This window comes from Corynebacterium haematomassiliense, assembly GCF_013978595.1.
GTDB classification, from domain to species: domain Bacteria; phylum Actinomycetota; class Actinomycetes; order Mycobacteriales; family Mycobacteriaceae; genus Corynebacterium; species Corynebacterium lehmanniae.
On record NZ_JACDTZ010000001.1, the window covers coordinates 1,195,160 to 1,212,738 of the forward strand.

A 17,579-nucleotide genomic window follows, 5' to 3' on the forward strand; every position below is an offset into this window, starting at 1 on the left:
AGCGCGTGTAGGCTGCGGCAGATGAAGACTAATTTGACTCGCAAGGACGCGCAGGCGCGCGCCGAACTGATTTCCAACGTCCGCTACGACATCGCCGTGGACATCACCGGGGCGGAAGAGTTCACCACGGTGAGCACCGTGAACTTCGATTCGAAGGCGGGCACCACCCACTTCGACCTGGTGGCGGCAGGCTTCGAGGCCACCCTCGACGGCGATGAGACAGGCCGGGAGCTTTCGCTTAGCGACGGCGCCCACACGCTGGTCGTCACCTCCCACGACGCGTACAACCGCACCGGCGAGGGCCTGCACAAGTTCACCGACCCGGTGGACGGCAAGGACTACCTGTACACCCAGTTCGAGCCGGCGATGGCGATGAAGGTGTTCGCCGGCTTCGACCAGCCGGACCTGAAGGCCACCTACACCGTCAGCGTCAAGGCGCCGGAGCGCTACACCGTGATCCTCAACGAGGCGGTCGAACGCACCGATAACGGCGACGGCACCTCCACCTGGACCACCACGATCGACTACCCGCTGTCGACCTACCTCATCGCGATCTGCGCCGGCGAGTTTGAGCGCATCTCCGACACCTACGACGCCGGCGACGGCCGCACCATCGAGCTCGGCCTGTACGCCCGCGCATCGCTGATCCCCCACATGGATTCGGAGCGCATCTTCCGCCAGACCAAGGAGGGCTTCGACTTCTACCACGCCAACTTCGGCCGCACTTACCCGTTCGGCGACAAGTACGACCAGGTGTTTTGCCCGGAGTACAACATGGGCGCGATGGAGCACGTCGGCTGCGTGACGTACCGCGACGAGTACATCTTCACCTCCGAGCCCACCCCGTACCGCCTGGAGCGCCGCAACGACACCATCCTGCACGAGATGGCGCACATGTGGTTCGGCGATTTGGTCACGATGCAGTGGTGGGACGATTTGTGGCTCAACGAGTCCTTCGCCACCTGGTCCGCGGCCACCGCGCAGACGGCGATCGGCGAGTACGCGGATGCGTGGACCACGTTCGCGTCCGTGGAGAAGGCGTGGGCGTACCAGCAGGACCAGCTGCCGTCCACGCACCCGATCGCCGCGGACGCCCCGGACATCGAGACCGCGGAGCAGAACTTCGACGGCATCACCTACGCCAAGGGCGCGTCGGTGCTGAAGCAGCTGCAGGCGTACGTGGGCTACGAGGAGTTCTTCGCCGGCGTGCGCAAGCACTTCGACAACCACGCCTACTCCAACGCCACCTTCGCGGACCTGCTCGGCGCGCTCGAGGAGGCGTCGGGCCGCGACCTTTCGGGCTGGGCCGAAAAGTGGCTGCGCACCACGGGCCCGTCGACGCTGCGCCCGGAGATCGGCGAGCGCTTCGCGGTGCTGCAGGAGGATCCGCGCCCGCACCGTGTGCGCGTGGGGCTCTACAAGCTTGTCGACGGCTCCGTTACCCGCGTCAAGCAGATCGAGACCGACATCGACGGCGAACGCACCGAGATCCCCGAGCTCGCCGGCATCGAGCACGACCTGGCGATCGTCAACGACGACGATCTGACCTACGCCAAGATGCGCCTGACCCCGGAGCACCAAAAGTTCGCGTTGGAGCACATCGGCGAGATCGAGGATTCCCTGGCGCGCACCCTGATCTGGTCGTCGCTGTGGGAGTCGGTGCGCGACGGCGAGCTGGCCGCCCGCGAGTTTGTGAAGCTGGTCGCCGCCCACGCCGCCGCCGAAACCCACCCGAGCGTGCAGGAGCGCCTGCTGGCACAGGCCACGCAGGCGGTGCGCCAGTACGTCGACCCCGCCTGGGAGGGCGAGGGCATGGACCTGCTCAACGCCGCCTTCCGCGGCGCGGAACCGGCCGCCATCTTCGACCGCGCACTGGCCCGCCTGACGCCGACCGAGGAGACGATCGCCTACTTCAAGGAGCTGCTCCAGCATTCCGACAACCAGGAGGTGCGCTGGCTGGCCATCACGAACCTCATCGCCGCCGGCGCCCTGCCGCTGGAGGCGGCGGAGAAGGAGCAGGACAACACGTCGGAGGGCGCGATTTCGCGTCTGCGGGCGAGAGCTGTCGTCGATAAGCGATGGGCTTGGCAGAAGCTTGTGGAAGACGACCTGACCAACCTCGAAGCCCGCTACCTCATGGACGGGCTGACGTTCACCTACGACGGGCTCGAGGGGCTGACCGACGAGTACTTCCGCGCCGCGCCCGCGCTGTGGGAGCGGCTGACCAACGAGATGGCGCAGCGCACCCTCGAGGGCATGTACCCGCGCTGGGATGTCACCGCCGGCGCCGTTGACAAGGCGAACGCGCTGCTGGGCGGCGACGCCCCGGCCGGGCTGAAGCGCGTCATCGCCGAGGGCCAGGACCGCATCGCCCGTGCGGTGCGCAACCGCGAGGTCGACGCTACAGCTGAGTAAGCGCCTGCTCGAGGTCGGCGATGAGGTCGGCCTCTTCCTCGATGCCCACCGAGATGCGCACGAGCTCGCCCGGCACCTCGAGCGCGGAGCCGGCGACGGAAACGTGCGTCATGGTGGCGGGGTGCTCGAGCAGGCTCTCCACGCCGCCTAGGGACTCCGCCAGGCAGAACAGCTTGGTGGACTTGCAGAAGGTTTTGGCCTGCTCGGTGGTCTGGAACAGCACGGAGACCATACCGCCGAAGCGGGTCATCTGCTTGCTTGCGGTTTCGTGGCCCGGGTGGGTCTCCAGGCCCGGGTAACACACGCGCGCGACCTGGGGCTGGGCATCCAAGAACTTTGCGACGGCTTCCGCATTGTCGCAGTGCTTGTCCATGCGCACGGAAAGCGTCTTCAGGCCGCGGCCGGTGAGGTACGTGTCGAACGGGGACGGGTTCGCGCCGACCCAGCCGAAGAAGAAGCGCAGCTGCTCGTGGAAGCCGGGGACGCGGGAATCGTCGCCGCAGACGATGCCGCCGACCACGTCCGAGTGGCCGCCGATGTACTTCGTGGTGGAGTGCACCACCACGTCCGCGCCGAGGTCGAACGGCTTTTGCAGGTACGGCGAAGCGAAGGTGTTGTCCACCACCAGCGTCGCCTGCTGCTTCACGGCCGCGATCGCCTCGATGTCCACGATGTCCAGCATCGGGTTCGTCGGCGTTTCCACCCAGATGGCCTTGGTGTTGTCTTTGACCGCGGCGGCGACTTCTGCCGGGTTGGCCATGTCCACCACGGTGTTTTCCACGCCCCACTGCGTGAACACCTGCTGGATCAGGCGGTAGGTGCCGCCGTAGGCGTCGTTGGACACGACGATGTGGTCGCCGGGTTTGAGCAGGATGCGCAGGATGACGTCGATAGCCGCCATGCCCGAGGAGTACGCGACGGCGTACTCGGCACCCTCCAAAGCGGCGACCGCCTTCTCCAGCGCGGTGACGGTGGGGTTGCCCACGCGGGTGTACTCGTAGCCGCCGCGCAGCTCCGCCAGCCCGTCTTGGGCGAAGGTGGTGGAGGCGTAGATCGGCGTGTTGATCGGCCCGTACAGGCTGTCGGGTTCGTAGCCGGCGTGAATGGCGTCGGTAGCAAATCCAGTCATGCCCACAGACAGTAGACCAAGCGGTTCATTCCGCGGGCATTTTTATGCACTAGACTCGCTCCCGATGAAAGCGCAAACAGATACTGCAGAAAAGGTCGACGAGGCCGTCGACGGCGTCACCAACTGGTGGAACGACCCAGCCACCCACGAACTCGTGGTGGAACGCCCCGTGAAGATCCTGCTGATCATCGTGGTCGCGCTGGTGCTGAGCTGGCTGGCGCGCAAGGTGATCAACCGCGCCACCCGTCACGGCATCGAGCGCACCCCGTTCATCGCCCCCACCGTGGAGGACACCCCGCAGTACCGGGCGCAGGAGGCCCGCCGCCAGCAGCGCATGAAGACGCTGGGCAACGTGGGCCGGTCCGTCGCCGCGATTGTGATTTGGACGTGGGCGGCGCTCGCCGTGCTGGACCAGCTTGGCGTGAACGTCGCGCCGTTGATCGCGTCCGCCGGTGTGGTCGGCGTGGCCATCGGTTTCGGCGCGCAGTCGCTGGTGAAGGATTTCTTCTCCGGCATGTTCATCCTCATTGAGAACCAGTTCGGCGTGGGCGACACCATCCAGGTCGGCGACATTGTCGGCGAGGTGGAGGAGATGTCGCTGCGCATCACTACGCTGCGCGACATCGACGGCGCCCTGTGGCACATCCGCAACGGCGATATCGAGCAGGTGGGCAACCACTCTGCGCGTTTCTCCACGGCGCGTCTGCAGATCCCGGTGTCGGTCATGGCCAACCCGGACAAGGTCTCGCGCGTCATCGAGGAAACCGCAGTCGCGGCGTGCGAGGACCCGGAGATCCGCGATCTGGTCATGGGCACGCCGACGATGCTGGGTCCCAGCGAGTTCAACCCGACCTACGTGTCGTTCCGCCTGAGCGTGACCACGATGCCGGGCGAGCAGTGGGGCGTGGCCCGCCACCTGAACCACCGCATCCTGGCGGCGCTGCACGAGCAGGACGTGGTGCTCACGGCGATGGATTCTGTGCTTGTAGAGATGAAGGAGAGCAATGGAGATCGGTCCTAAGCAGGAGCAGACGCTTTACGACGCCGTCGGTGGCGACGCGTTCTTCCACCGCCTCGTCGAGGGCTTTTACACGCAGGTCAAGAAGGACGACCTCATCGGCCCGATGTACCCGGACCAGGATTGGGACGGCGCGCAGGACCGCCTGCGCTGGTTTTTGGTGCAGTACTGGGGCGGCCCGCGCACCTTCCAGGAAAAGCGCGGCAACCCGATGCTGCGCAAGCGCCACTTGCCCTTCGCCATCGGTGAGGCGGAGGCGGACCGCTGGTTGGAGCTCATGGGCAATTCCATGGAGCAGTTTACTGACGACGAGCTGCCGCCCGCCTACCGCGCCCAAATGTGGAACCACATGCAGCGCGTGGCCTACATGATGATCAACCAGGGCCCGCGCGCATACTAAAACAGCAGGTTCGGCCGGGTGCTGCGGTAGACGGAGCCGAACGGCGCGTCAAGGCGCACCCAGCTGCCGGAGGTGGCAACGCGCAGGTGGCGCGGGATTTCGGCGGGGGCCTCGAAGCCGGGGATCAGCCCGAGCGAGGTGCAGGCGAAGATCATCCGCATGGGGATCTCCACGGGGGTGTCGCTGTCGGCGTCGGCGGTGAGCACTACCCCGTCGAGAAGCGAGCGCGGCGGGCCGGCCGGGCCGGAGAACTGGCGCGCCAGGTTGCGGCCCTCGTCCGCCAGGCGGCGGGCGACGCCGATGGGCACTTCCTCGCGGGCGATGAAGCCGCTCGCCGGCGGCAGGGCCCCGGGCCAGGCGGCGTCGCGGGCGGGGCCTACCTCGGTCGCGCCGGACTGCAGCGCGTCGAGCAAATCGCGAGCGCTGACGGTGGCGCCGGGGTCGGTGGTGGTGCCGGAGGTGCGTCGAGAAGCAATGGCATCAAACGGCGTGGTCACAAACACGTCGAGCTGGCCCTCGCCCACCTCCTGAATGCGGGCGGACGCCTGGGCGTCCAGCGCGAGCGCACGCGAAAGCAACGCGGTGAGCCCGCGCGCGCCGCGCTCGATGTGCAGCTCGACCACTTAGGCCCCGGCCGTTTGTGAGAGGATGCCGATCTCCTTCTGCGTGATCTCGCGCGGCGAGGTCGTGGTGGTATCCACCGTGACCTGCACGCAGTCGATGACGCAGCAGACCTTGCCCTGCGCATCCTTGATTTCCTGGCGGGTGGTGAACGACGTGTTGCCCACGTTGGACACCTGCGTCTCCACCGTCACCTCGGTGGTGTTAGGCAGGATCGGGCGGACGTAATCCACCTCGAGGCGGCGCACGAACACCACGAACTCGTGGCCCTGGGAGAAGAAGAACTCCTGCGCGAACGCCAGGCGCGCCTCCTGGGCGAGCTCGATGTAGGCGGAGTTGGTCACGTGCCCGTAGCGGTCGAAGTCGCTCCAGCGCACCGGGATGGTGTGGACGTGGATTTCAGCCATGACGTGCTCCTAGCGGGTGAGCTTGCGGTGGGTGACGCGCGACGGCTTCGCGGCCTCTTCGCCGAGGCGCTCGACCTTGTTGGCCTCGTAGTCGCCGAAGTTGCCCTCGAACCAGAACCACTTGCCCTCTTCCACGTTGCCTTCCCAGGCCAGGATGTGGGTGCAGGTGCGGTCCAGGAACCAGCGGTCGTGCGAGATCACCACGGCGCAGCCCGGGAAGGCCTGCAGCGCGTTTTCCAGCGAGCCGAGCGTTTCGACGTCGAGGTCGTTGGTCGGCTCGTCCAGCAGGATCAGGTTGCCGCCCTGCTTCAGCGTCAGTGCCAGGTTCAGGCGGTTGCGCTCGCCGCCGGAGAGCACCTTGGACGGCTTCTGCTGGTCCGGGCCCTTGAAGCCGAAGGCGGACAGGTAGGCGCGCGACGGCATCTCGTTTTGGCCGACGTGGATGTAGTCCAGGCCGTCGGAGACGACCTCCCAGACGGTCTGCTCCGGGTCGATGTTCTCGCGGTTCTGGTCCACGTACGAGATCTTGACGGTGTCGCCGACCTCCACGGAGCCGGAATCGGCCTCCTCCAGGCCAACGATGGTCTTGAACAGCGTGGACTTGCCCACGCCGTTGGGGCCGATCACGCCGACGATGCCGTTGCGCGGCAGGGTGAACGACAGGTCCTTGATCAGCACGCGGCCGTCGAAGCCCTTGTTCAGGTCCTCCACCTCGACAACCTTGTTGCCCAGGCGCGGCGGGGTCGGGATCTGGATTTCTTCGAAGTCGAGCTTGCGGTACTGCTCGGCTTCTGCCGCCATCTCCTCGTAGCGCTCGAGACGGGCCTTGTTCTTGGCCTGGCGGGCCTTCGGGGAGGAGCGGACCCAGTCCAGCTCCTTCTTCAGGCGCTTCTGCAGCTTCTGGTCCTTCTTGCCGGCGACCTCGAGGCGCTCGGCCTTCTTCTCCAGGTAGGTGGAGTAGTTACCCTCGTAGGGGTAGAGCTTGCCGCGGTCGACCTCGCAGATCCACTCGGCGACGTTGTCCAGGAAGTAGCGGTCGTGGGTAATCGCCAGCACAGCACCCGGGTAGGTCTGCAGGTGCTTCTCCAGCCACAGGACGGATTCCGCGTCGAGGTGGTTGGTGGGCTCGTCGAGAAGCAGCAGGTCCGGCTCGCTCAGCAGCAGTTTCGCAAGTGCTACTCGACGGCGCTCGCCACCGGACAGGTTGGTCACCGGTGCGTCGGAAGGCGGGCAGCGCAGTGCCTCCATGGCCTGCTCGATCTTGGAGTCGATCTCCCACGCGTCGGCCGCGTCGAGCTCTTCCTGCAGCTTGCCCATTTCTTCCATGAGCTCGTCGGAGTAGTTCGTCGCCATCTCCTCGGCGATTTCCTCGAAGCGCTGCTTCTTCTCAAACAGTTCGCCGAGGCCCTCCTCGACGTTGCCGCGCACGGTCTTTTCCTCGTTCAGCGGCGGCTCCTGTAGCAGGATGCCCACGGACGCGCCCGGCTGGAGGAACGCCTCGCCGTTGTTCGGCTGGTCGATGCCGGCCATGATCTTGAGCAGCGACGACTTACCGGCGCCGTTCGGGCCCACGACGCCGATTTTGGCGCCCGGGTAAAACGCCATGGTGACGTTGTCCAGGATGACCTTCTCGCCGATGGCTCGGCGGACGTTTTTCATCGTGTAGATGAACTCAGCCACTACGAATCCCCTTTGTTAGTGCGGAGGTAAATACCGCACTTAGGGTACATGACGCACACGCGCGCCCCACCGCTTCCAAGGCGCGTTAGAAGCGGCGGGGCGAAGGCTGCAAAAACTAGAACGGGGCGCCGCCGGTTGCGGCGAGCTCCTCCCCTGCTCTGTCTGTGTCGGTGTCGGTGTCGGCATCGGTGCGGGTGACCCCGTCGACGTCCTCGGCGCTGACGCGGCGCTCCTCCACCTCCGGCCTGTCCGCGAAGCTGCCCCAGCCGCCCTTGGGCTCGGTGTTGTCGGCGGTGTCGCCCTCGGCGTCCTCGCCGTTGAGCTTCTTGTTCAGCGCCTTGGCGTCCATCGCCTTGGGCATCTCGTGGCCGTCGAGCGTGTTGCCGGAGACGGACGTGCGCACCGAGTTGACCTGGTAGCGCGCGAGGTCGAACGCGACGTGGCGCGCCTTGAGCGTGGTCTTGGAACGCAGCGCCGGCTCCCCCTTGTCGTCCTTGCCCTCCCAGTACTCGTGGACCAGCTTGCCGATGACAATCACCGGGAAGCCCTTGCGCAGCGACGCGCCCGCGTTGACCGCGAGCTGGCCCCAGCACTCGACGTCGACGTAGAACTGGTTGTAGTCGCGCCAGACGTCGTCGCCGTTGTCGTTCTTTTCTTTCTTCACGTCCGAGGTGGCCACGCGGAAGCGCAGCACTGCGTTGCCCGAGTTGAAGGTTTTGAAGTACGGCTCGGCGATCAGGTTGCCGAGCAGCGTGTAGTCGATGTTGGCCATTTCAAGGCCCCTTTCTGCATGCGTGCGGATGGTGTGCGGTTGCGGGGGCGGGGAGCTCGTCGATAAGCAATTGCCCCCTGCGCGAGCAGAGTCGCACGAAACGCAAGGCAGAAAAAGGGGTCGGCCAAATTGTGGATAACTTAACCTGAGAAATTCACAATCCGCAGCTAGCGGCCATGAATTTGGGAAAGCATCTCGTTGTAGCGGCGCCATTCCTCGTCGTCGGTCTCCTCCGCGCGACGGTCCGACTCGGCCGTTTCCGCCTTATCCTCGCGCCACCAACGGAGGAACAGCTCGCCGAAGACGATCACCAGCGGGAAAGAGCCGGACGCCCACGCGATGCCGCCGCCGTCCTTCTGCACGGCGAGCAGGTCCGGGTTCCACGGCAGCTCCAGCGAGCGGTAGAACTCCTCGCCCATCACGGAACCGAGCTGCATGAGGTACACGCCCATGAACAGGTGGAACGGCATGGACACCCACAGCCACAACAGGCGCACCTTCGCGGTGGGGCGGCCCTCGATCTCGTCGGGGCCGATGAGCTCCCAGAAGTAGAGGTAGCCGGAGATAAGGAACGCGGCGTTCATGATGACGTGGCCGGCGTGCTCGGAGATCATGAGCTCGTAGAACGGCTGGATCACGTACATGGCGTAGAACACCACCAAAAACTGGATGGTGGACACCGGCGAGAACGTCACCGCGCGCAGGAACTTCGAGCTCTGGAAGCTTTCCGCCCACAGGCGCGGATTGAACTCGCCGGCCGGGTACGCCTCGCGCACGAGCGTCAGCGGCGCACCGAGCACCAGGAACACCGGCACGCCCATGGACAGGATCATGTGCACCGTCATGTGCGCGGAGTAGGAGGCGGGCATGTGCATGCCCATGCCGGAGCTCAGCGTGACGATGACCATCGCGCAACCGGCCAGCCACCACAGCGTGCGCGCGACCGGCCAGCCGTCCACCCTGCGAACCAGGTGCAGGTAGTACGCCGCCAGCAGGATCGCAATGACGCTGAACAGCAGCTCCGGGCGCCAGGTAGTCAGCCAGTTCGTCCAGGTCAACGGCTCGGTGAGGTTGTAGCCCATCTGGATCTGCATGCGGGTCAGATTCGGGTCCAGCGGCGGCGGGGGCGGGGGGCGCCCGAGCGGGACGGCCAGGCCGGCAATCGCCGCCATGATGAGCACCTCGCCCGCGGCAAGGCGGGTGAACGCCCTGGGCTGGGTGTCGAGCTGTGGGATGGTCCGCTCGCGGTGCACGTAGCCGATCATGCCGAGGACGACAATGCCGACAGTCTTGATGATCAGCACCCAGCCGTAGCTGTACTGCGTCAGGTCCTCCAGACGCACCCGTACCAGCGCGTTGACCACACCGGAGACGGCCATGGCCATGATGGAAAACAGCGCGATGCGGGAGTAACGCTGGGTGGCGGCGGTGAGGCCGGGGCCTCGTCGTAAAGCATGTGCGACAAGCGCCATCAGCCCGCCGACCCAGAGCAGCATGGCTACCAGGTGCCAGATCAGCGAGTTGGTGCCGAAGTCGTGCGCGCCGCCGGTGGCCGAGTGGCCCGTCAGCGCGATCGGCATGACCACCACGATCGCGCCGACGAACAGCCAGACCTGGGACCACCAGCTGGTCGCGGTGTAGGCAAACGCCGCGACGACGGCGGCGAAGACGGCGACGATGAGCCACACGCGCGCGTCCGCCACCTGGTCCAGCGCCTGCGACCATGCGGCTGCCTCGAACAGGACGGTTTTGAGCGGCTGGCCGGAGACGTCCGAAAGCACCAGCGGGATCATGGCGAGCCCGATCAGCGCGATGCCCGCGCTGGCGTGGGCGCCGGTCCGCGAGGCGAGGTGGCCGTCGACGGTCAGGCGGGCGCCGTTGAGGTCTTCTTGGGTCTGCTTCGGCGGGATGAGGAAGGCAGAGAGCAAAAACGAGCCCGTGGCCAGCGCCATGAGCAGCCACGCGACGCCACGCAGCGCCGGCAGCCCGACCGTGGTGGCCGCGCCCGGATCCGGGATGCCCAGTTCCGCGAGCGAGCCGCCCGAGAACGCCTCCCCCACCGCGCCCGCGACAACGGCCGCGATGGCGAACGCGGCCAGATACAGCGGCCAAGCGGGGGCGACGGTGCGAGTGCGGGCGGGTGCAGTCATGCCGCATACCCTACTTTCGCGTGTGCCTGAGCCATAACTACAATCAGCCGGTGTTGCCCCCATAGCTCAGTGGATTAGAGCATCCGGTTTCTACCCGGCTGGTCGCGGGTTCGAATCCTGCTGGGGGCGCAAATTGCTGCACTTAATATCGTGGGTAGATAGCCCACTGCAATAAGTAGACAATAACCATGGGCGCCCCGCAGAGACCGGCAATCACGTAAATAGTCCTAACCGTGTTGGCGGAGGTTCCGTATGTTTCAGCTACTCCAGCACAGACCCCTGCTATGAGCTTGCCGTCCTCGACTCGGTGCCATTTTTCTCGCTGGGGCGCTATGAACCTCCGTACTCAAATGTCGAGACGCCGCTACTACTGCTTGCCACGTTTGTGTTCACAACGATTCTGAGACACATTCCGTGGCGGTGTGCTCGAGCTGCATCGTGACCCAGCTTTCCCGCATAGGCTAAGATTACCACCCCCACAGGGCCGGTGGCTCCAAGTGCGACCATCCATGGCAGAGCCGCAATCGCCCCCACCCGACGTTCCTCCGGGAGAATACATCAGTTACGAACGCGGTGTACACGAACCCTTTCCTGGTGCGCAGGTAGGTAATGTCCGCCACCCACAGCCGATGAGGGCCAGGAGCCCTACATTCACGATTGACCAAGTCTGGGCGACAATCCGGACCCTTGGGTTTGCGTGTTGTGATCGGTGCTTGCGCCTTTGCCCTTGCCGGACAGATAAGCGCTGCGCATCAGCCGGGCTGTGTGCTCGTGTCCAATGTCAATGCCTTGGCGTTGCAGCACGCGCCACATTTTCCGCACCCCGTAAACGCTGCAATTTTCAGCATGAACGTCGCGAATATGCTCCACGACAGCTGCGTCGCGACAACTGCGGGCGTTTACACCGTCGGCTTTGGATTGGCGGTACCCACGCGAAGTAAAAAAGCCGCCTTCGCGATGCGTGTTTAACGTCTGGCAGATGAACTCGACTGAGAGACGATTGACGATACTCATCAATACCGGATCATTTCTTAACGTTTTTGGCCTGGTTCCGACGCGACAAACCCCGAAGCGGCCTGCAACAACTCGTTGGTGTCGTGCAGCTGTTGATTTTCTCGATGCAGCTTCGCCCCTGACACAAGGTCCTCGGGCATTGATTCCACAACACGTCCTTCGCGACGAGCGGCTTGCGCCCATCGCCTCGCTGTGTGGCACGAGACGCCCAGCTTTGGTGCCACGATCTTGCATGCTTCCTGCGTCGAAATATTCTCCGCCAGAATACGATCTCCAACAAGGCGAACGTCACGGTCCTTCGCACCCTGATCAAACTTCTTCGGCATGTTCGAAGATTTTCCCAGCTACTCAAACGGAACAAAACCTAGGGCACTTCATACTTTTTGTCTGAGGTTTGGCAATTTGCAGGGTCTTTGATACCGGTTCAATAACAATTCTCGGGTTTGGTGCAGAAGTGCTTGAAATGTGATGTGGGTTACTGGTTGGGTTTGAAGTGTTCCCACCAATCAACACCGCAAGGATGCGGAGATAGGTGAGTACCATGAAAATGAAGAAGATCATTTCGTCAGCGATGGCTACTTCACTTTTGGCGACAGGTCTTATTGGGGCAGGGGAAGCATCGCCGGCATTCGCGTAACAGGTTGCTCTTCTCAGTAGATTCATCGGAGGAGATTCTAAAGATGAAAAACGCAAAAAAAATTACAGCTGCACTGATATTCTTTGCTCTCGGAGTTCTCTTAATCGTTCTTAAACGGCTAGGAATCATGGAAGACAACGCTGTTAGCTGGATAATAGCCGGTTTAATTCTTGCATCGACAGGAACCGGAATTTATCTTGCCTCGCGCGAGCATAACGCACAGATAAATCCTTAAATCATAGAGACATAAAAGCGGGTGGAAAGTCTGCAAGTAGGCTTTCCACCCGCTTTTACACGTTAGATATGTAAGCTAAGAAGCAGATTTAAATAAAAAGAACCGGCAGGGGTGCAAACCTACCGGTTCGAAAAGTCTGAAGTGCCCCGAGTTTTGTTCCTAGGCTTTTGCCTTGGTTTCCATTATTTCTTGACTGGGTGGTGTTTCCAAAATTCGGCTTCGGCTTCAGCCGGGGTGCGGTAGTCCAGGCTTTGGTGGAGCCGTGATTCGTTCCACCAATCCGCAATGTACGGGCGCTTCGATTCTGGAGACTACTACTTAAAGCTCGTTCGCGCAGTAGGATTATCTACGGTGCCTCGAGATTTTCTGATTCGGTGCGCCCCGGGGTGGGGTTTTAAGGTTGCTTCCGAGGTGGGGTGTTGCGGTATGGGCCGTTGTGGCGTTGCTTCGCGGCCTGAGCAAAGCGCAGGCAGGGGGGTGCGGAACGATGCCGCCGAACCAGACACTGCCGGGGTGCGCTTTTCGTTTGTGTGGTTCGGGGGTCGCTGACGCAAATGGGCTCTGGCGACCGAGCACTGCCGATTTTCGCAAGATTTTACATAAGACGTTGGCAATAAGTCTGTAACCTGCGCGTTCACTTTCGTCCGCGAACCGCGATTGTCAACTTTTACGAGAACGCCCTTCGCTTAACGACGTCACTCCGCCCACCAACCGCTAACTTGAGACCAACTTCTCACAGTGTGATACATTCTCAATCATTCAATGAGATCTGGATCTCACACAGTGGAACGAAAGGACGGGCGATGACCACCAGCGTCGAACACCACCCCACTCCCCAACCAGCGGCACCCGCTGCGCTCCGGGAGACCACCCCGGAGGAGCGCCGCCGCGTCCGACTCGCCTCCACCATCGGCACGACGATCGAGTTCTACGACTTCTACGCGTACGCCACCGCCGCCGTGGCGGTGTTTCCGTTCCTGTTCTTCCCCAAGTCGGAGTCCAGCACGGTCGCGCTGCTGTCCTCGTTTGCCACCTTCGGCCTGGCGTTCATCGCCCGCCCGCTCGGCTCGGTGCTGTTCGGCCACTTCGGCGACAAGATCGGCCGCAAGGCCACCCTGGTCGGCGCGCTGCTGACCATGGGCATCGCCACCTTTATCATCGGCCTGTTGCCCACCTACGCGCAGGCCGGCATTTGGGCGCCGGCGCTGCTGGCCCTGATGCGCTTCTGCCAGGGCCTGGGCCTCGGCGGTGAGTGGTCCGGTGCGGCTCTGCTGTCCACAGAAACAGCTGCTAAGGGACGCCGCGCGTGGGCCGGCATGTGGCCCCAACTCGGCGCGCCGTTCGGGTTCCTGCTGGCCAACGGCCTGTTCCTGATCCTGGTGACGGTCCTGGGACACACGTCCGGCGACTTCGAGGACGCGTTCATGGCCTGGGGCTGGCGCGTGCCATTCCTGCTGTCCATCGTGATGGTCATCATCGGACTGTGGGTGCGCCTGCAGGTTGAGGAAACCCCGGTGTTCCAGCAGGTGGAGCAAAACGACCAGAAGGCCGCCTCCCCGCTGGCCGAGGTGTTCAAGACCGCCTGGAAGCCGCTGATCCAGGGCACGTTCATCATGGTCGGCTGCTACACGCTGTTCTACATCGTGACCACCTGGTTCCTCTCCTACGGCATCGGCTCCGCCGAGGAGGGCGTGGGCCTGGGCATCGCATACCCGACGTTTTTGAAGCTGCAGCTGGTGTGCATCTTCGGGTTCATGCTGGGCATCCCGGTCGCGGCGCACCTGGCCGACACGTACGGACGACGCCCGACGCTGGGTCTGACGTCCGTGGCCATCATCGTCTACGGCCTGTGCTTCAAGTGGCTGCTCAACCCGGAGACGTTCACGATGGTCTCCCTGGGCATCTTCCTGTTCATCGGCATGATCCTGATGGGCTTCATCTTCGGCCCGATGTCCGCAATCCTGCCGGAGCTGTTCCCCTCCAACGTGCGCTACACCGGCTCGGGCATCGCCTACAACGTATCCTCCATCCTCGGTGCTGCGATCGCCCCGTTCATCGCCACGGCGCTGAGCTCCAACTACGGCCCGAAGGCGGTGGGCTACTACCTGGTGGTCGTCACCGCGATCTCGTTGGTGGCCATCCTCACCGCACCTGAGACCAAGGACCAGGAGATGCACGAAATCTAACGCGTCGTACAAAACCTGAACTCGGGCGGCTTCGGCCGCCCGTTTTTCACGCCACCACCCCGTCAAACGCCCCCTGAGTTCAGGTTTTCACCGAGGCCACCAAACGCGCACACCTCCAACACCCGAAGCCCTTGCTTTCCACTCCGGAAAGTGACACACTTGCAGACATGGAAAGCAACAAGCCGCCGCAAACGCAGATCTCCCGCGAAGAAGCCCGCGCCGCCCTCGAGCAGATCGACGGGATCGAGCGCGGAACACAACGCAAACACACACCGCCGTGGGCTTACGCCATCCTCGGCACCAGTTTCGGCATCACGATCGCCGGCACGATCATCGGCTGGAAGTACTGGTGGGTGCTGTTCGTGCTCATCGCCATCGCCTGCATCGCGCTCGCTGTCTGGGACAACAACCGCAACGTGCGCCCGAGCATGAAGCAGCCGATCCAGGAAGACCCGAAGACAAACTGGGCCGCCGCACTTGCTCCAATGCTCGTCTTTCCGCTGACCTGGTTGGTCCCCGAGGGCAGTGTGGTCGGCGGGGTCATCGCCGGCGTAATCACGGCGGTCATATTCACGGCCGTCATGATCCACGAAAGCAGGAACCGATGAACGCCCCGGCCATCGACCCCGTCATTCACCCCCTGGCCAGGTTGAAGATTTGTGCGGCGCTGTACGGGGCGGGAGCCGTCGAGAAGCAAACGTCCCGGCACGAGATGCGCTTCAGCTCCCTGCGAGACAAAACCGACCTGTCTGATTCGGCCCTGTCGAAGCAGCTGGCCACGCTGGAGGAGCACGGCTACGTCACGCGTTTCCGCGAGTACGGCTCCACTCGCGCGAAGGACACGGTGTGGGTCACGCTCACCGCAACGGGCGCGGAGGCCTTTGAAAACCACACGGCCGCGTTGCGCGAGATCGCTGGCGGGTAGATTCGTCCACATGAGTTTTCCCGCACCTGCACCCGGCGCGTTCGCGCTGATCACCGGCGCGAGCCAAGGCATCGGCGAGGCCGTCGCCCGCCAGCTCGCGGCCGAAGGCCACAATCTGATCGTCGTCGCTCGCCGTGAGGAGGTGCTGCAAAAGCTTGGCGACGAGCTCTCGCACACCCACGGCATCGATGTGGAAATCTTCGCCGGGGACCTGTCCAAAAAGCGCGACGTCGACGCGCTGCTTCAGCACATTGCGCAGCGCACGATCCACATCTGCGTCAACTCCGCCGGCATCGCCAGCTTTGGCCCGTTCATGCGTCAGGACTGGGACTACGAGACGAACCAGTTCAACCTGAACGCCACGGCGGTGTTCCGCATTACCAAGGCCGTGCTGGACCAGATGGTTCCGCGCGGCGAGGGCGCACTGTGCAACGTCGGCTCCGCCGCCGGCAACCTGCCGATCCCGAACAACGCCACCTACGTGTTCACCAAAGCCGGCGTGAATATGTTCACCGAGGCACTGCACTACGAGCTGAAGGACTCCGGCGTGCACGTCACGCTGCTCGCCCCGGGGCCAGTGCGCGAGGCCTACATCCCGGAAGAAGAGCAGTCCATCGTGGACAAGGTCGTGCCGGACTTTTTGTGGACCACCTACGAGTCCTGCGCCGCCGACACCATCGCCGCCATGCGCAAGAACCGCCGCCGCATCGTGCCGGGCCCGCTTTCGAAGGCCATGGATGTGGTCTCCAACTACGCGCCGCGCGGCGTACTGCCACCGATTATGGGCAAGTTCTACGCCCAGATGGGAGAGGAATAGATGGACATCGCCGCCAAAGACAACCGCATCGTCTGGGTGGATCTGGAGATGACGGGGCTCGATCCCGCCCGCCACGTCATCGTTGAGGTTGCAGCGCTGGTCACGGACGCGGAGCTGAACATCATCGACGAGGGCGTGGACATGGTCGTGCACGCCACCGACGCTGAGCTCGCGGAGATGGACGACTTTGTCACCCAGATGCACTCCGAAAACGGTCTGTTGGACGACATCAAGGCGTCCGCCGTCAGTATCGAGCAGGCGGAGGATGCGGTGCTCGAGCTCGTCGAAAAGCACTGCGATCCCGCGCACCCCGCACCGCTTGCTGGCAACTCGATCGCCACCGACCGCACGTTCATCCGCGCGCAGATGCCGCGGCTGGACACGGCGCTGCACTACCGCATGATCGACGTCTCCACGGTCAAGGAGCTGTCACGCCGCTGGTTCCCCAAGGCGTACTTCAACCAGCCGCAAAAGGGCATGGCGCACCGCGCGCTGGCGGACATCGTGGAGTCCATCCGCGAGCTGGATTACTACCGACGCGCGGTGTTCGTGCCCTCCCCCGGGCCGGATACGGAGGCTGCCGTGGGAGCGGCCGCAGGCGCAACCGACGCCTACCAGCCGTTTTTGTGAAAACACGGTGAGGGGCTAAGGTAGTTCCCGCTGCAAAAACAGCGATGGTGGCTGTAGTTCAGCTGGTAGAGCACCAGGTTGTGATCCTGGGTGTCGCGGGTTCGAGTCCCGTCAGCCACCCCAAAAATACCCCGTAGCCTGCATAAACAGGTTACGGGGTACATTGCTTTAATCGCCGGGTACGTTAAAGAGTACGTTATAGATTCTAGAAATCAGGCGCGGGTTAAGTAGCAGAAAGTGTGTCTGATTTTCGGGGTTATCACTGATCAGGCAGCATAAATCGGGCGTATATAAGGTGCGGAACCTTATATACGCCCGATTCGCGTTCAATCCAGACGATCCACTCAAAATCGCCAGGCAGTGCAATTTCGGACAAGACCAACTCGCCAAAGTCAACGATCTTGCCGAAGAAGACCACAACAAAGCCAACCAAGAAACAGGACGACCAGCCTTCTACGACAACGCTATCCCAACCGAATACAACCACTCGATAGGAATCAGGAAAGGCCCCATGAAATAGCAAGCAAAGTGTCCGCCCGGCGA

General features: G+C 63.4%; 18 protein-coding genes, 2 tRNA genes and 1 pseudogene. 12 read left to right on the forward strand and 9 right to left on the reverse strand.

All coding sequences use genetic code 11. The annotated features are described in order from the left end of the window. Positions 1 to 21 precede the first annotated feature (21 nt). Positions 22 to 2,415 carry an aminopeptidase N gene (gene pepN, locus H0193_RS05720; protein ID WP_181888958.1) on the forward strand — a complete coding sequence of 798 codons (2,394 nt, stop codon included), beginning with the start codon at positions 22 to 24 and terminating at the stop codon, positions 2,413 to 2,415. On the opposite strand, the gene H0193_RS05725 is transcribed toward pepN, so the two are convergent. Beyond that, the gene (locus H0193_RS05725) at positions 2,402 to 3,544 is read right to left on the reverse strand and encodes a cystathionine gamma-synthase (protein ID WP_181888959.1); all 1,143 of its coding nucleotides are present in this window, start codon (positions 3,542 to 3,544) and stop codon (positions 2,402 to 2,404) included. The two genes, pepN and H0193_RS05725, sit on opposite strands and share 14 nt — an antisense overlap. Before the next feature lie 64 nt (positions 3,545 to 3,608). On the opposite strand from H0193_RS05725, the gene H0193_RS05730 reads away from it, so the two are divergent. Both H0193_RS05730 and H0193_RS05735 read left to right on the forward strand, forming a co-directional pair. Continuing rightward, the gene (locus tag H0193_RS05730) at positions 3,609 to 4,565 is read left to right on the forward strand and encodes a mechanosensitive ion channel family protein (protein ID WP_181888960.1); all 957 of its coding nucleotides are present in this window, start codon (positions 3,609 to 3,611) and stop codon (positions 4,563 to 4,565) included. Next, positions 4,549 to 4,962: a globin gene (locus H0193_RS05735; protein WP_181888961.1), complete on the forward strand. Its 414-nt coding sequence runs from the start codon at positions 4,549 to 4,551 to the stop codon at positions 4,960 to 4,962. The genes H0193_RS05730 and H0193_RS05735 overlap by 17 nt, the downstream gene beginning before the upstream one ends. On the opposite strand, the gene H0193_RS05740 is transcribed toward H0193_RS05735, so the two are convergent. The 5 genes from H0193_RS05740 to H0193_RS05760 all read right to left on the reverse strand — a co-directional run bounded on the left by H0193_RS05740 (position 4,959) and on the right by H0193_RS05760 (position 10,592). Then, positions 4,959 to 5,585, reverse strand: a complete 627-nt coding sequence (locus tag H0193_RS05740) for a DUF8185 domain-containing protein (RefSeq protein WP_181888962.1) — start codon at positions 5,583 to 5,585, stop codon at positions 4,959 to 4,961. The two genes, H0193_RS05735 and H0193_RS05740, sit on opposite strands and share 4 nt — an antisense overlap. Next, positions 5,586 to 5,990 carry an acyl-CoA thioesterase gene (locus tag H0193_RS05745; protein ID WP_181888963.1) on the reverse strand — a complete coding sequence of 135 codons (405 nt, stop codon included), beginning with the start codon at positions 5,988 to 5,990 and terminating at the stop codon, positions 5,586 to 5,588. A 9-nt stretch (positions 5,991 to 5,999) separates the two neighbouring features. Next, positions 6,000 to 7,670, reverse strand: coding sequence for an energy-dependent translational throttle protein EttA (gene ettA / locus H0193_RS05750; protein WP_070844710.1), 1,671 nt, complete (start codon positions 7,668 to 7,670; stop codon positions 6,000 to 6,002). Positions 7,671 to 7,785: 115 nt separating this feature from the next. Then, positions 7,786 to 8,442, reverse strand: coding sequence for a single-stranded DNA-binding protein (locus tag H0193_RS05755; protein ID WP_181888964.1), 657 nt, complete (start codon positions 8,440 to 8,442; stop codon positions 7,786 to 7,788). Positions 8,443 to 8,609: 167 nt separating this feature from the next. Continuing rightward, positions 8,610 to 10,592, reverse strand: a complete 1,983-nt coding sequence (locus H0193_RS05760) for a bifunctional copper resistance protein CopD/cytochrome c oxidase assembly protein (protein WP_181888965.1) — start codon at positions 10,590 to 10,592, stop codon at positions 8,610 to 8,612. 55 nt (positions 10,593 to 10,647) lie between these two features. Here H0193_RS05760 and H0193_RS05765 point away from each other — a divergent pair. Next, positions 10,648 to 10,721, forward strand: a tRNA-Arg gene (locus tag H0193_RS05765). Positions 10,722 to 10,734: 13 nt separating this feature from the next. Here H0193_RS05765 and H0193_RS12325 read toward each other — a convergent pair. The 3 genes from H0193_RS12325 to H0193_RS12330 form a co-directional block, all read right to left on the reverse strand. Continuing rightward, on the reverse strand, positions 10,735 to 10,926 hold the full coding sequence (locus tag H0193_RS12325; RefSeq protein ID WP_181889631.1) for a PspC domain-containing protein: 192 nt from the start codon (positions 10,924 to 10,926) through the stop codon (positions 10,735 to 10,737). 317 nt (positions 10,927 to 11,243) lie between these two features. Continuing rightward, the gene (locus tag H0193_RS05775) at positions 11,244 to 11,606 is read right to left on the reverse strand and encodes an IS3 family transposase (RefSeq protein ID WP_181888966.1); all 363 of its coding nucleotides are present in this window, start codon (positions 11,604 to 11,606) and stop codon (positions 11,244 to 11,246) included. 17 nt (positions 11,607 to 11,623) lie between these two features. Further along, the gene (locus H0193_RS12330) at positions 11,624 to 11,932 is read right to left on the reverse strand and encodes a transposase (protein WP_181889681.1); all 309 of its coding nucleotides are present in this window, start codon (positions 11,930 to 11,932) and stop codon (positions 11,624 to 11,626) included. 354 nt (positions 11,933 to 12,286) lie between these two features. On the opposite strand from H0193_RS12330, the gene H0193_RS05785 reads away from it, so the two are divergent. The 8 genes and pseudogenes from H0193_RS05785 to H0193_RS05820 form a co-directional block, all read left to right on the forward strand. After that, positions 12,287 to 12,478, forward strand: coding sequence for a hypothetical protein (locus H0193_RS05785; RefSeq protein WP_181888967.1), 192 nt, complete (start codon positions 12,287 to 12,289; stop codon positions 12,476 to 12,478). Positions 12,479 to 13,281: 803 nt separating this feature from the next. Further along, positions 13,282 to 14,664 carry an MFS transporter gene (locus tag H0193_RS05790; RefSeq protein ID WP_181888968.1) on the forward strand — a complete coding sequence of 461 codons (1,383 nt, stop codon included), beginning with the start codon at positions 13,282 to 13,284 and terminating at the stop codon, positions 14,662 to 14,664. 167 nt (positions 14,665 to 14,831) lie between these two features. Continuing rightward, entirely contained in the window at positions 14,832 to 15,272 is a 441-nt protein-coding gene (locus H0193_RS05795; protein WP_181888969.1) for a hypothetical protein, read from the forward strand. Continuing rightward, entirely contained in the window at positions 15,269 to 15,589 is a 321-nt protein-coding gene (locus H0193_RS05800) for a transcriptional regulator (RefSeq protein WP_181888970.1), read from the forward strand. Before H0193_RS05795 ends, H0193_RS05800 begins: the two co-directional genes overlap by 4 nt. A gap of 10 nt (positions 15,590 to 15,599) precedes the next feature. Then, positions 15,600 to 16,406, forward strand: a complete 807-nt coding sequence (gene cmrA / locus H0193_RS05805) for a mycolate reductase (protein ID WP_181888971.1) — start codon at positions 15,600 to 15,602, stop codon at positions 16,404 to 16,406. Further along, positions 16,407 to 17,036 carry an oligoribonuclease gene (gene orn / locus H0193_RS05810; protein ID WP_181888972.1) on the forward strand — a complete coding sequence of 210 codons (630 nt, stop codon included), beginning with the start codon at positions 16,407 to 16,409 and terminating at the stop codon, positions 17,034 to 17,036. Between the two features lie 47 nt (positions 17,037 to 17,083). Beyond that, a tRNA-His gene (locus tag H0193_RS05815) sits at positions 17,084 to 17,159 on the forward strand. A gap of 208 nt (positions 17,160 to 17,367) precedes the next feature. After that, a pseudogene (locus H0193_RS05820) lies at positions 17,368 to 17,556 on the forward strand (IS1249 family transposase); the annotation flags it as partial. Between the last annotated feature and the right edge of the window lie 23 nt (positions 17,557 to 17,579).